The 13598-nt window shown below is 64.5% G+C and carries 11 protein-coding genes and 1 pseudogene; 8 read left to right on the plus strand and 4 right to left on the minus strand.

Going from position 1 to position 13598, the window contains the following annotated elements; all coding sequences use genetic code 11:
• Positions 1 to 57 precede the first annotated feature (57 nt).
• The 6 genes from AC3AYF_RS10855 (at position 58) to AC3AYF_RS10880 (ending at position 6828) form a co-directional block, all read left to right on the plus strand.
• The gene (locus tag AC3AYF_RS10855) at positions 58 to 1356 is read left to right on the plus strand and encodes an L-fuconate dehydratase (RefSeq protein ID WP_295039263.1); all 1299 of its coding nucleotides are present in this window, start codon (positions 58 to 60) and stop codon (positions 1354 to 1356) included.
• Between the two features lie 128 nt (positions 1357 to 1484).
• Positions 1485 to 2579 carry a TRAP transporter substrate-binding protein gene (locus AC3AYF_RS10860; RefSeq protein ID WP_295039264.1) on the plus strand — a complete coding sequence of 365 codons (1095 nt, stop codon included), beginning with the start codon at positions 1485 to 1487 and terminating at the stop codon, positions 2577 to 2579.
• 63 nt (positions 2580 to 2642) lie between these two features.
• Positions 2643 to 3131, plus strand: coding sequence for a TRAP transporter small permease (locus tag AC3AYF_RS10865; protein ID WP_295039267.1), 489 nt, complete (start codon positions 2643 to 2645; stop codon positions 3129 to 3131).
• Positions 3128 to 4384: a TRAP transporter large permease gene (locus tag AC3AYF_RS10870; RefSeq protein WP_295039269.1), complete on the plus strand. Its 1257-nt coding sequence runs from the start codon at positions 3128 to 3130 to the stop codon at positions 4382 to 4384. Before AC3AYF_RS10865 ends, AC3AYF_RS10870 begins: the two co-directional genes overlap by 4 nt.
• Before the next feature lie 52 nt (positions 4385 to 4436).
• Complete coding sequence (locus AC3AYF_RS10875; protein ID WP_295039271.1) at positions 4437 to 5864, plus strand: FAD-binding oxidoreductase; 1428 nt, start codon at positions 4437 to 4439, stop codon at positions 5862 to 5864.
• A gap of 40 nt (positions 5865 to 5904) precedes the next feature.
• Positions 5905 to 6828 (plus strand): NAD(P)-dependent oxidoreductase, encoded by a 924-nt coding sequence (locus AC3AYF_RS10880; protein ID WP_295039273.1) that lies wholly within the window; start codon positions 5905 to 5907, stop codon positions 6826 to 6828.
• Between the two features lie 36 nt (positions 6829 to 6864).
• Here AC3AYF_RS10880 and AC3AYF_RS10885 read toward each other — a convergent pair whose 3' ends face one another.
• Both AC3AYF_RS10885 and AC3AYF_RS10890 read right to left on the minus strand, forming a co-directional pair.
• Positions 6865 to 7845, minus strand: coding sequence for a GntR family transcriptional regulator (locus AC3AYF_RS10885; protein WP_295039275.1), 981 nt, complete (start codon positions 7843 to 7845; stop codon positions 6865 to 6867).
• A 259-nt stretch (positions 7846 to 8104) separates the two neighbouring features.
• The gene (locus AC3AYF_RS10890) at positions 8105 to 9826 is read right to left on the minus strand and encodes a DEAD/DEAH box helicase (protein ID WP_295039277.1); all 1722 of its coding nucleotides are present in this window, start codon (positions 9824 to 9826) and stop codon (positions 8105 to 8107) included.
• A 441-nt stretch (positions 9827 to 10267) separates the two neighbouring features.
• Here AC3AYF_RS10890 and AC3AYF_RS10895 point away from each other — a divergent pair, with 441 nt between their 5' ends.
• Positions 10268 to 10771 carry a YaiI/YqxD family protein gene (locus AC3AYF_RS10895; RefSeq protein WP_487779729.1) on the plus strand — a complete coding sequence of 168 codons (504 nt, stop codon included), beginning with the start codon at positions 10268 to 10270 and terminating at the stop codon, positions 10769 to 10771.
• Between the two features lie 55 nt (positions 10772 to 10826).
• Here the strand turns inward: AC3AYF_RS10895 and AC3AYF_RS10900 are convergent, their stop codons facing one another.
• Both AC3AYF_RS10900 and AC3AYF_RS10905 read right to left on the minus strand, forming a co-directional pair.
• A complete protein-coding gene (locus AC3AYF_RS10900) occupies positions 10827 to 11831 on the minus strand; it encodes a glutathione S-transferase family protein (protein ID WP_295039281.1) in 1005 nt (334 codons plus the stop codon).
• Positions 11832 to 11977: 146 nt separating this feature from the next.
• Positions 11978 to 12916: a LysR family transcriptional regulator gene (locus AC3AYF_RS10905; RefSeq protein WP_295039283.1), complete on the minus strand. Its 939-nt coding sequence runs from the start codon at positions 12914 to 12916 to the stop codon at positions 11978 to 11980.
• Between the two features lie 457 nt (positions 12917 to 13373).
• Between AC3AYF_RS10905 and AC3AYF_RS10910 the strand changes: the two are divergent.
• A pseudogene (locus tag AC3AYF_RS10910) lies at positions 13374 to 13598 on the plus strand (hypothetical protein); the annotation flags it as partial.

Here is a 13598-nt window from a genome sequence, read left to right on the forward strand (position 1 = left end):
GGCGTCCAGGCCACGAACTCCCCATCCCATCCTCTCCAGGCAAGGAATCTCCTCGGCCTGCCCACGATTCAACGCGTCGAAGTTCAGGACATCCGCTTTCCGACCTCCCGCGAGCTGGACGGGTCGGATGCGATGAACGCCGCGCCGGACTACTCAGCCACCTACGTCATCCTGCACACCGATGCCGACGACGGTATTACCGGCCACGGCCTGACCTTCACCATCGGACGCGGCAACGAGATATGCGTCACCGCCGTCGAGTCGCTGGCGACGCGCCTGGAGGGACGTTCGCTGGCGGACATCACCGCCGACATGGGCGCGTACTGGCGGGAGCTCACCAGCGGGGACAGTCAGTTGCGCTGGCTGGGGCCGGAGAAAGGCGTCATCCATCTGGCCTGCTCGGCGATGATCAACGCGATCTGGGACCTGTGGGCCAAGCGGGAAGGCAAGCCGGTGTGGAAGCTGCTGGCCGACATGACGCCCGAGGAGCTGGTCCGCTGTCTCGATTTCCGCTTCGTCACCGATGCCTTGACGCCGGAAGAGGCGATCGGCCTGCTCAAGCGCCGCGAAGCGGGCAAGGCCGAGCGCGAGGCCTTCATGCGCGAGCACGGCTATCCAGCCTACACCACCTCCGCCGGCTGGCTGGGCTACTCCGAGGAGAAGATGCGCTCGCTGTGCCGGGAGGCTATCGCGTCTGGCTGGGAGCACTTCAAGCAGAAGGTCGGCGGCGACATCGAGGAGGATCGACGACGGGCCCGGATCCTGCGCGAGGAGATCGGCGAAGAGCGCCTGTTGATGATGGACGCCAATCAGATGTGGGACGTCGATGAGGCGATCGCCAACATGCGAAGGCTGGCCGAGTTCCGGCCACACTGGATCGAGGAGCCCACCAGCCCGGACGACGTGCTCGGGCATGCCGAGATTCGCCACCGGCTGGCACCGATCGGCGTCGCCACGGGCGAGCACTGCCATAACCGGGTGATGTTCAAGCAGCTCTTCCAGGCGGACGCGATCGATTTCTGCCAGCTGGATGCCGCCCGCCTGGGCGGACTCAACGAGGTGATCGTGGTGCTGCTGATGGCCGCGAAGTACGACATCCCGGTCTGCCCCCATGGCGGCGGCGTGGGCCTGTGCGAGTACACCCAGCATATCTCCATGTTCGATTACATCGCCGTTTCCGGCTCGCTCGAGGGTCGCCTGCTGGAGTACGTCGACCACCTCCACGAGCACTTCGTCGACCCGGTTCGGATCGATCGCGGGCACTACCAGGTACCGGACGCCGCCGGCTACGGCGTCACCATGAAAGCCAGTTCACTCGATGCCCACCGCTTTCCAGGCGGCAGCGCCTGGCAATAGCCCATGTCAACGGACGCCCGCCCCCAGAGCATTCGGACGCCGCCGAGACCGGCGTCGCCATGCAGCAAGTCACTCACGCTATTCATGCCACTCACGCGAGAAGCGCCACCAAAGCTATGGAGCTGAAGATGACAACAATCACATCCTTCCCCACCACTCCGCGCCCCAGTCGTGCCCGTTCCCGGTTGACGACGCTGGTGATGGCAACGGTCCTGGGTCTGACTAGCCTCTCTGCCACCGCCGCTACCGAAATGCCGCCATTTCCGGAGGTGACCGGCGATGTCGTCGAGGGTGACGGCAACGATTACAGCCTCAAGTTCAATATCGGCCTGACCCAGTCCAGCGCCCAGTATCGCGGCCTGGAGTACTTCAAGAAGATCGTCGAGCAACGCAGTGACGGTCATATCCAAGTGCAGGCGTTCCATAGCGCGCAGCTGGGCGACGACCTGCAGTCGGTCAGTGCCCTCCAGGCCGGCACGCTGGAGATGACCGCGCCGTCCACCTCCCCCATGGTCAGCATGTTCCCGCAGTTCGCCGTGTTCGACCTGCCGTTCCTGTTCCCGACACCGGAAATCGCCGACAAGGTACTGGACGGGGAGATCGGTCAGCAGATGCTGAAGGACGCCTCCACCAAGGGACTGGTCGCCATCGGCTGGGCCGAGAACGGCTATCGCCAGTTGACCAACAGCAAGCAGGCGGTGACCTCCCCCTCGGATCTGGATGGCTTGAAGGTTCGGACCATGCAGAACCCGATCCACCTGGACATCTGGCGCACGCTGGGCGCCAACCCGACCCCGATGTCCTTCGCCGAACTGTTCACCGCGCTGGAGCAGGGAGTCGTCGACGGCCAGGAGAATCCGTGGATCACCATCGAATCCTCCAAGTTCAACGAGGTGCAGCAGTACGCCACCGAGACCAACCACGTCTACACGCCGTTCATCACGCTGGTGTCCGAGCGCTTCTGGAACCGGCTGCCGGAGAGCTATCAGCAACTGCTGCGCGAGGCGGCCAAGCAGATGGGCGACTACGAGCGTCAGGTCAGCCGGACCCTCAATGACCAGATCAAGCAGGAGCTGAAAGATCAGGGCATGCAGGTCACCGAACTGACGCCGGAGCAGATCGCGACCTTCCAGGAGGATCTGGCGCCGGTCTACGACGATTGGCGTGACAAGATCGGCGGCGACTTGATCGACCGTATTCGCGCTGAGTCCCAGGCTCAGTAAGTACCCGGTTCGCCGCAGGCGCCGACTCGCGCCTGCGGCGATTGCGTGATCACGGAGGTCATGATGAATGCCGACTCGCCTTCCGCCCGGGGTCTCCTGGGCTGGCTACGCCAAACGCTGGAAATCGCCGCCGGGCTGCTCGTGCTGGGCGTGGTGTTCTGTGTCACGGCCAACGTCTTTGGCCGCTTCGTCCTCAACTATTCCTACACCTGGGCCGAGGAGCTCTCCCGGGTGCTCTTCATCTGGCTGGTGCTGCTCGGCGCCGGCGTCGGCAGCCTCGGCAACGAGCATGTGGCGGTCACCTTCTTCCGCGACAAGGCGCCCGCCGGGCTGCGCAAGGCCGCCGTGCTGCTGAGCATCGCTATCATCTATGTCGTCTGCATCTGCATCCTGCTGGGGTTCAACGACGTCATCTCGGGCTATACCAGCGCCACGCCGATGCTGGGCATCCCGCAGACGTTTCTGTACAGCGCCATGCCGGTGATGGCGATCCTGACGATCATCGCCAATACCATCGCCCTGTTCTCCCTGTTCCGGAGCAAGACACCATGATTCTATGGAGCATTCTGATAGGGCTGGCCATCTGTATCGTCATCGGCATGCCGATCTCGTTCGGTCTCGCGGCCATCAGCCTGTTCATCTTCTTCGAGTCCGGCTACGCGCTCTCGCCGATCGTGGCACAGGCGGTCAACGGCCTGGACTCCTTCCCGCTGCTGGCCATCCCGCTGTTCATCCTGGTCGGGGAAGTCATGAGCGCCGGTGGCATCGCCACCCGCCTGGTTCGGCTGGCCAGCGCCCTGGTCGGATTCGTGGCCGGCGGCCTGGGCCAGGTCGCGGTGCTGACATCGATGTTCTTCGGCGGCATCAGCGGCTCGGCCGTGGCCGACGCTTCCGCCGTGGGCAGCATGATGATCGAGCCGATGAAGCAGCATCGCTACAGCGCGCCGCTGGCGACGGCCATCGTGGTGGCCGCGTCGGTGGTCGGCATCATCATCCCGCCCTCGATACCGATGATCCTGTTCGGCGTGGTCACCAACACCTCGATCTCGCAGCTGTTCATGGCGGGTATCGTGCCGGGCATCCTGATCACGCTGGGGCTGGCGGTGACCACCTACGTCCAGTCGCGCAAGAACGGCCGCGGCCAACCGTTCTCGGTGCCGGAGCTGTTCGCGGCGTTGAAGGAAGCGCTGCTGGCGCTGCTGCTGCCGGTCATCATCGTCGGCGGAATTCTCTCGGGCGTCTTCACCCCGACGGAGAGCGCGGCGATCGCCCTGGTCTACGCCTTCGCGGTCTCGTTCTTCATCTACCGCAGCCTGACGCTGAAGCGTTTCTTCGAGCTCTGTATCGCCACCGGCAAGCTGACCGGTGTGGTGATGCTGCTGCTGGCCTTCGCCAGCGTTCTGGCCTGGCTGCTCACCGCCAACATGATCCCGCAGCAACTGGTGGTCAGCCTCTCCGCCATCACCGAGAACAAGCTTCTGCTGCTGCTGATCCTGTCGGGTTTCCTGCTGGTGGTCGGCTTCTTCATGGACCTGACGCCGGCAATGGTGATCCTGGCGCCGCTGATGACGCCGGTGGTGGTCAAGCTGGGTATCGACCCGGTCTATTTCGGGGTGCTGATGTCGTTCATCCTCGGGATTGGCCTGATCACGCCTCCCGTGGGTACGGTGCTCTACGTCGGTTGCGGCGTCGGCAAGGTCGGCATGGAGAGCCTGGTCAAGAGTCTGCTCCCCTTCTACTTCACGTTGATCGCCCTGCTGGTGCTGTTCCTGCTCTTCCCCCAGGTCGTGCTCTGGTATCGCTGAGGCCTGTTTCGATGGGGACGAGGGGTTTCGATAACGTTGCGAGAGGTGATTCATGACCGTTCAGGCCACGCTGCTCGACGATCTGACCGCGATGCTGGGTTCGGGTGGGTTGCTGACCGACACCGACGACATGGAGCGCTACTGCGTCGACTGGCCGGGCTACCGTGGCGCCGAACCGCTGGCGGTGGCACGCCCGGCGACGACGCGCCAGGTCGCCGACGTGGTGAGCTACTGCCATCGTCACGATGTGGCGCTGGTGCCCCAGGGCGGTCACAGCGGGCTGGTCGGCGGCGCCCTGCCCGACGTCGAGCGGCCGGAGCTCGTCGTCAGTCTCGAGCGAATGACGGCGATCCGCGATATCGACCCCATCAACTTCACCATGAGCGTGGATGGCGGCTGCATCCTGCAGTCGGTGAAGGATGCCGCCGAAGCGGCGGATTGCGATTTTCCACTCTCGCTGGGCGCCCAGGGTAGCTGCCAGATCGGCGGTAACGTCTCGACCAACGCCGGCGGCCTCAACGTGCTGCGTTACGGCATGATGAGGCAACTGGTGCTGGGACTGGAGGTGGTACTGCCGGATGGACGCATCTACAACGGCATGAAGGCGCTGCACAAGGACAACACGGGCTACGATCTGAAGCAGCTTTTCATCGGTGCGGAGGGCACGCTCGGCATCGTGACCGGCGCGGTACTCAAGCTGTTCCCCCGGCCCCAGGTCAGTCGCAGCGCCCTGCTGGCCTGCCCCAGCGTGGCTGCCGTGCTCGAGCTCTACGCGCTGGCGCGACGCAGTTGCTGCGACCTGCTGACCGCCTTCGAGCTGGTGCCGCGCGCCTGCCTCGAGCTCGCCATGGAGGCCGCCCCCGATCTGCGCGATCCGCTGGATGCACCGGCGCCGTATTACGTCCTGATGGAAGCCAGCGCCAGTGGACCGGCGGACCTGGACACGATGATCGAGGACCTGTTCGAGCGCGGACTCGCGGCCGGCCAGCTCACCGATGGCGTGCTCGCCACCAGCGAGGCCCAGGCCGGCAATCTCTGGCGCATCCGGGAAGCCATGCTGGAGGGCCAGCGCAATCGTGGCGAGCACCTGCGCACGGACGTCTCGCTGCCGATCTCGTCGTTGACGGCATTCCACCAACGCGCTGCCGACGACATCCAGACATTGTCTCCGCAAGCGACGATCATCGCCTATGGCCACATCGGCGACGGCAACCTGCACTTCAACATCCTGCCGCCCCCGGGACTCGATCCCGATGAGCGCTCGTCGCTGCTGCACGAGCTGGAGGAGCGCCTGTTCGAGATCGTCGCCGACTTCGACGGCAGCATCAGCGCCGAGCATGGCATCGGGCGGTTCAAACAGGCCGCCTTCCTGGAGACGCTCTCCGAGCCCGAGTACGACATCATGCGCGGCCTGAAGCGTCTCCTGGACCCCAGGTACCTGATCTCCCCTGGCCGGATTCTTCCCCGCCCCGCCGAGTGACCCGGCCCCGGAAGCGCCCCCTTCTTTCAGGAAACGACTCATGCAAGATCCCAGTGTCGAAAAAGATCGCCATGGCGAAAGCCCACTGACCATCGGCTTCATCGGAACCGGCATCATGGGGGGCCCCATGGCGGCCCGCCTGGCGGATGTCGGCCATCGTGTCCAGGCCTGGAACCGCACGCCCGACAAACTGACACCGCTGCAGACGGCCGGCGTGATCGCGGCCCGATCCCCCGAAGCGGCTGCGCACGATGCCGATGTGGTCATCGTGATGCTGAGCGCCGGCCCCGTCTGCGATGAGATCCTGCTGGGCGAGACTGGCATCATCGCCGCGATGCGGCCAGGCAGCTGCCTGGTGGTGATGAGCTCGATCCCGGTGGACACCGCCAAGGGGCAGGCGGAAGCCGCCAGCCTCCATGGCATCGGCTATCTCGATGCGCCGGTCTCCGGCGGCGAACGCGGCGCCATCGAGGGCACGCTGGCGATCATGGTCGGCGGCGAGGCTTCGGTTTTCGAACGTCATCGCCCGCTGCTGGCGACCCTCGGCCGCCCGACCCACGTCGGCCCCGCCGGGAGCGGCCAGCTCGCCAAGCTCGCCAACCAGATGATCGTTGCCAACACCATCGCCACCGTTGCCGAGGCCCTGCTGCTGGTGGAACGCGGCGGGGCCGATCCCGCGCAGGTGCGTCAGGCGTTGATGGGCGGTTTCGCCGACTCGACCATTCTCGATCTCCATGGTCGGCGCATGCTGGAGGAGAGCTTCGCGCCGGGCGGCGCCGCAAAATGGCAGTACAAGGACACCCAGACCGCAATGGCGCAGATCGCTCGGCTGTCACTCGACCTTCCCATGAGCCGCCAGGCGGATGCGCTGTTCGGCGACATGCTGGCGCATGGCGATGGCGACCTGGATCACAGCGCGCTGATCCGGGAGTTGCGCCGACGAAACGGCATGCCGGTCGATTGAGCTCGCGACACGACGGGCAGCCGGCGATCGGCCCGGTTAGCGCTGGCTCAACCAGCGCAGGTATCCCGGCTCCCGCAGCTCGCCGGCATGCCGGAAGTTGGCCAGACGTTCCTGGACAAGTGCCTCGGAGTCCTTGATGTGCCGGTAGAGCGCTTCGCTGGCCTGCTCGGCGCGCCGCAGCTGCATCGCTTCGAAGACCTGCCGATGCGCGGCGAAGAAAGGGTCGCCCGGCGGCAGTTCGATCTCGCCCCCCAGCAGGTGCTTGCTGATCAGCAGGATCGGCCGCGTGCGCTGAAGCATGATCAGGATCTCGGTATTGCCGCCCTGCTCCAGCGCTTCGTGGTGGAGGTCGTTCTCCAGCGCATCGAGCTGGCTGGCCTCGATTCTGGGATATCTGGCCTGGGCCTGATCCAGACGGTCCAGATAGCGCTGGATCGACTTGTCGGCGATGCGCTCGCAGGCGCGCGCGATCATGAACGGCTCCAGTTGGCGTCGCGCATCGTAGAGCTGATGCAGCCGGTCGTCGTCCAGCGGCACCACGTTCCAGCTGCTGTACTTGATCTTCTCGACCACGCCGAGAGACTGTAGCTGCAGTAGAATACGGTACGTGGTGGCGCGGCTGACGCCCAGCGACTTGGCCAGCTGCAGCTCGTTGAGCTCGAGTCGCCCCTTCATCGAGCAGAGCACGACGTCGTGCTCCACCCTCTCCGCCAGCGCGCGCCAGGAGTCCGTTCGCTTGACGGAGGCGCGGCCGCCCGCGGCCCGGAAATCGGCCGCCGTCAGCGATCGACGCACGACACTCCCCGGGGCCCTTCCCACCAGGAATCCCCGTCCTTCGAAACGGCTGATGGCGCCCTCGTCGTGCAGCCGCCCCAGCGTCTGGCGCACCGGCGAGCGGCTCATGCCGAAGATATCGGCGATGTTGCCCTCGAGCAGCACCAGGCCGGGCTCCAGATGCCCACTGGCCATGCTGCGCAGCAGGGCCTCGTACAGTTGATCCTTGAGCGTCTTGGTCATCGAACTGATTCCGCCACGTTTTCGGTGGACCTGAATCGGGACGTGCCACGATTCAGCGATAACGAGTATTGCATACAAAGACCGTCACCGACTGTCAGACCTAGGTCCTGCCTCGAGACGGGTCGGAGACATCGCTCTCGGATCGCGCCGGGGAGGAGGCGACGTTACTGGACCCAAAAAAACGCCGCCCACGAGGTGGGCGGCGTTCTTTCGACGCCAGCGGAGCATCGAGCTCGGCTGGCGGTGCGACGTTCGACGATCAGGCGTGAGAGCGGCGAACCGGTGCGTCGCCATCGGTGCGGCGACGCGGTGCACGCTCGGGCGCGCCCTGGTCTTCCGAGATCTCCAGCGAGCGTCCGCCGACCCGCGCGCGTGACATCTTGGCCAGAATCGAGGACGGCAGTCCGCTCGGCAGCTCGACCACGGAGAACGCGTTGCGGATATCGATGCGGCCGATACGACCACCTTCGATGCCGCCTTCGTTGGCCAGCGCACCGACCAGTTGACCCGGCTTGACGCCATCCTTGTGGCCGACGGAGACCCGATAGCGGGTCATGCCTTCGCGCGGCGCACTGTCGCGACGACGCGGGGCACCGCGCTCGCGGCTACCGCCATCGCGGCCACCGTCACGTCCGCTATCGCGACGCGAGGGAGAACTGGTGATGCGACCGATCGGCGCTTCGCCGGCACGCGCCAGCGTCGCCAGCGCCGCCGCCAGATCGATCGGATCGTGGCCTTCCTCGACCAGCTTCTCGATCAGCGCGCGCTGATGATCGCCACCGGCTTCGAGCATCTCGCGCAGACGCGCACTGAACTGCGTGTCGCGATGGGCGCGGATGGCGGTCTCGTCGGGCAGCGGCATCTCGGTCATGGCCTGGCCGGTGGCCTGCTCGACCCAGCGCACCTTGCGGGTTTCGCGACCGCCGGCAAAGGTGATGGCGACACCGTTGCGGCCCGCACGGCCGGTACGGCCGATACGGTGAATGTAGGCTTCGGAGTCCTGCGGCAGATCGTAGTTGATCACGTGGGTGATCCGCGGCACGTCCAGACCACGTGCGGCCACGTCGGTGGCGACCAGCACGTCGACCTTGCCACGCTTGAGGCGGGTCACGGTGCGCTCGCGCAGGCTCTGGTCGAGGTCGCCGGACAGGCCGGCGGCGTTGACGCCACGCGCGGTGAGCTGCTCGACCAGCGTGGTACAGGCGGCACGGGTGCGCACGAACACGATGGCGGCATCGACCGTCTCGACTTCGAAGATACGCGCCAGGGCTTCCAGCTTGCTGGGGCCTTCGACGCGCACGACGCGCTGTTCGATGTTCTCGCCGGTGCTGACCTTGGACTCGATGGCGACCTTGACCGGATCGACCAGGTAACGGTTGACGATGCGCTCGATCTCGCTCGGCAGCGTCGCCGAGAAGAAGACCCGCTGGGCATCCTTGGGTGTGTCAGACACCACGCGCTTGACGTCATCGATGAAGCCCATGCGCAGCATTTCGTCGGCTTCGTCGAGCACCAGCGCCGACAAGCCGTCGAGCTTGAGGCTGCCACGGTCCAGGTGATCGATGATTCGACCCGGTGTACCCACGACGACCTGAGCGCCACGCTTCAACGCCGACAGCTGTTCGCGATAGTCCTGTCCGCCACACAGCGTGGCGATTTCCAGCCCTTTCAGGTTCTGTCCGTACTTGGAGAACGAGACGGCAACCTGCTGCGCCAGCTCACGGGTCGGTGCCAGCACCAGCACTTGCGGTTCGCGCCGGCCGAGATCGAGACGGCTCAGCAGTGGCAGCGCGAACGCTGCGGTCTTGCCGGTGCCGGTCTGTGCCTGGCCCAGCATGTCGCGGCCTTCCAGCAGCGCAGGAATCGTCTGCGTCTGGATCGGCGAAGGAATTTCGTAGCCCAGCGTTTCGAGGGCGGTCAGTACTTCCGGCAATAGAGCCAGATCGCCAAAGCTAGGCGAAGCAGTAACAGTCGAGGTCATTTCACACCTTGGAGTGGCCGGTAGGCACCGGCGAAAATGTCATGGCATTGGTGGCGTGATTACCACTGAATGCCGGTCGCACCAGGCATTGCGCTTGTCGCCAGCGGATTCGAAAGCGACAGCGTATGTGGCGACCTTGATGCGCCCGGTTGCGTGATACGTCAACCGATCTAGGCGCTCCATCGTTGCATCCGGACGCGAAAAACGGCGAAGCCGTGCGTCATGTACGAGATACGTCCGGTGCTGGGCATCGACTCACGGGTCGATAGCGTCGATTACAGACATATCGGCAGGATGGTGGGGTCAACACATGCGAGGAGGCGCTACTATACCATCGGCGTAGATGTTTCACCACCCGAACGTAAAAATCCTACCGGAATTCCCTTCAGGCAGAGGTTGCGCCGGGTGAAGCCTGGCGGCGAACGCCGTAGACTGCGCGCCATGTCCCTCCTCAGCCAGCCGAGCGTCACTGCCATGCCGACGACACCCAAGCCCACATTGTGGATCGACGCCGACGCCTGCCCCCGCGTTGCCCGCGACATCATCATTCGCGCCGCAGAGCGCACCCAGACCCGGACCTGGATGGTGGCCAATCACGCGCTGCCGTTGCCGCCGTCGCCGTGGGTCAAGTCGCGCACCGTGGCACATGGCTTCGATGCCGCGGACGACGCGATCGTCGACGCCGTCACGAGCGGCGATCTCGTCATCACCAGCGATCTCCCTCTCGCACAGGAGGTCATCGAGCGGGGTGCGATGGTCATGACCACGCGCGGCGAGAACCTGACCCTCGACAACATCAGGTCGCGCGTGCAGATGCGCGACTTCATGGAGACGCTGCGCGCCAGCGGAGAACACACCCAGGGGCCCAACGCCTACACCGATGGCGATCGCCGGACGTTCGCCAACGCGCTGGATCGCTGGCTGCAGCGCCATGCTCGCGTCTAGCGGGCTCGCTACCGAAGACGACTCGACTGCTACCCGGTCCGGGCTACGACCGCCGTCACTCGCCGCCGCGAATCCCGCGCCCCGTCAGCCGGTCGCGGTCATGCGGCGCATCCAGCGCCAGCGTCGGCCCGACGGGTACGATGCGGGTCGGATTGATCGTCGGATGGCTGTAGTAGTAGTGGCGCTTGATATGGTCGAAGTCCACCGTCTCCCGGATACCCGGCCACTGGTAGAGTTCCCGCAGGTAATTCGACAGATTCGGGAAATCCGCGATGCGCTGCCGGTTGCACTTGAAGTGGCCATGGTAGACCGCATCGAAGCGTACCAGCGTGGTGAACAGCCGGATATCGGCCTCGGTCAGCCACTCGCCCGCCAGGTAACGCTGTCCGTCGAGACGCGCCTCCAATCGATCGAGGCAGTCGAACAGCGCAGCGAAGTGCTTTTCGTAGACGGCCTGCTCGGTTGCGAAGCCAGCCTTGTAGACGCCGTTGTTGACGTGGTCGTAGACATCGGCGTTGACGGCGTCGATGACATCGCGCAGGTCGTCGGGATAGAAATCGAGGCGGCTGCCGGTCAGTTCGTCGAACGCCGTGTTCAGCATCCGCACGATCTCCGCGGACTCGTTGTTGACGATGCGCCGCTCGCGCCGGTCCCACAACGCCGGGACCGTCACCCGCCCCGTGTAGTTCGGGTCCGTCAGGGTATAGAGCTGGTGATGGTAGTCGACATGGTTGAGGCTGTCGCCGCTGGAACCTTCGTCGACTCGATAGGACCAACCCTGATCCAGCATCAATGGACTGGTGTGAGAAACGCCCACCAGCGCCTCCAGCCCCTTGAGCTTGCGCATGATCAGTGCGCGATGTGCCCACGGACACGCCAGCGACACGTAGAGATGGTAGCGCCCGGCCTCCGCCGCCAGCCCCCGTTGGCCATTCGGCCCCAGCGCGCCGGTCGGCGTGATCCAGTCGCGCAGCTTGGCGGACTCGCGAACGAACTCCCCGCCATGGCTCTCGGTGTCGTACCATCGATCCTGCCATTTCCCGTCGACCAGCAATCCCATGACGCTCTCCTGTTCATTCGATGTGGTGTGGCGCCCGACCCGTCACGCCCCCGACGACGAGTGCGGAATGGCGTCAGGTGCCGCTTGGCCACTTGCCGATGCCAGCATAGATCCCGGCGGCCGAAGGTCGAGCGCAATAACTCGGCTCATTCGTTCGGCTGCGTCGATGAGTCGGGCATCGCCGGCAACGTCTCGCGCGGACACGTGGAGGCCACGCTCGCCATCAGCTCATCGGCCAGCGCACGCGTGGCCGGGCCGGCGCCATCGACATCTCTGTAGATCATCTGAAGCGACGCCTTGCGTACGCCGCCCGCACGCAGCGGCAGCGCCTTCAGCCGGCCCTGCTGCAACGCCCTATGGATACGTGGCTCGGGCACCCAGGCAAAACCCAGCCCGCGCTCCAGCATGTCGATGGTGGTGGACAGATGGCCCAGCGTCCATCGCTGCTCGGCCTTCAACCAGCCGGCATCGAGTCGATGGCGGACCGCGGAGTCCCGCGTCACCAACTGCCGATACCGCTCCAGATCCCGCAGATCCAGTTCGCGCTGCAACCGGTGCAGTGGATGCCGGGGGTGGGCGACCGCGATGAAAGCCACGTCGACGACCGGCTGCCCCAGGAAACCCTGAGCGTCGATACCCGAGATGACGAGATCGGCCCGCCCCTCGTACAACATCTCTACAGCACCATTGAGCACGGTCTCGTGCAGCTGGACACGCACGTGCGGAAAAGCTTCCGAGAACCGGGTCAACGCCTCCGCGAGGGCATCCGTCGGAAATATCTGATCCACAGCCAGGGAGACTTCCGCCTCCAGACCACCCGCAAGACGTTCGGCGACGTCTTCCAGCGAGGCAGCGTTCTCGATCAATTGACGCGCCCGCCTCAGCAGAAGCCCGCCGGCTTCGGTGAGAACCACTTGTCGGCCCTTGGGCTCGAACAGCACCACGCCCAGTTGCTCTTCGATCTTGTGAATCGCATGGTTGAGCGTCGAGGGGCTCCGGTGAACGACATCCGCCGCCTTGGCAAACCCACCGTTATCGGCTACCGCCGCCAGCATCTGCCACTGTAGCAACGTCACTTTAGGCACGACTTTCTCTCCATGGGCTCACGCATCCGATGTCAGGGAACTCGTCCCTGCGCTCGAGCTCTCTACATTTCCACATTCTGCCATCCGCGTCAGAAATCGGCGTTTCTCCTCCGACTTTGGCCGCGCCAAGCCATCTTGGGAATAGACGCCGTCGACGCAATCTCATTGATCAATAAAAGCCGTACAAAAGCTTTACGATGCAATATTTTCCCATAAAACAAGACTTTTAAGGGCACCATATCGGTGCAACGATATGCACCATCAGATTACACCCGCTTACGCCGGGTGTTTCGACGCAGCCCGTCGGGCCTCCCCCGCGCCGTTGCCCCATCATCCGCATGACGGGGCCTGGAGTACTGTAATTAAATACAGACTAGGCAATTAATACTGCCTTGGGGTATTGTTCCCCGGCCTTTATTTAAATTTGTCATCCTTTTTTACCCAGGCCTTCACCTTCATGTTGCGAATATTCCATTCGCTGCCCCGCACGCACAAAGTATTATTGCTACCGGTCGCCACCATGGTCACCGTGCTGGGTACGCAAAAGATCATTGGTGTTTTCGGCGATTCCGAAGACGCACAAAAGCAGATTCCCCTGGCGACGACGACCACGATTTCTCAGTCGATCGTCAATTCAGCGACGCCAAAAGAGACGGACTCCACTGCCTTCTCCCTCGGTGAT

Source organism: Salinicola sp., assembly GCF_982684285.1.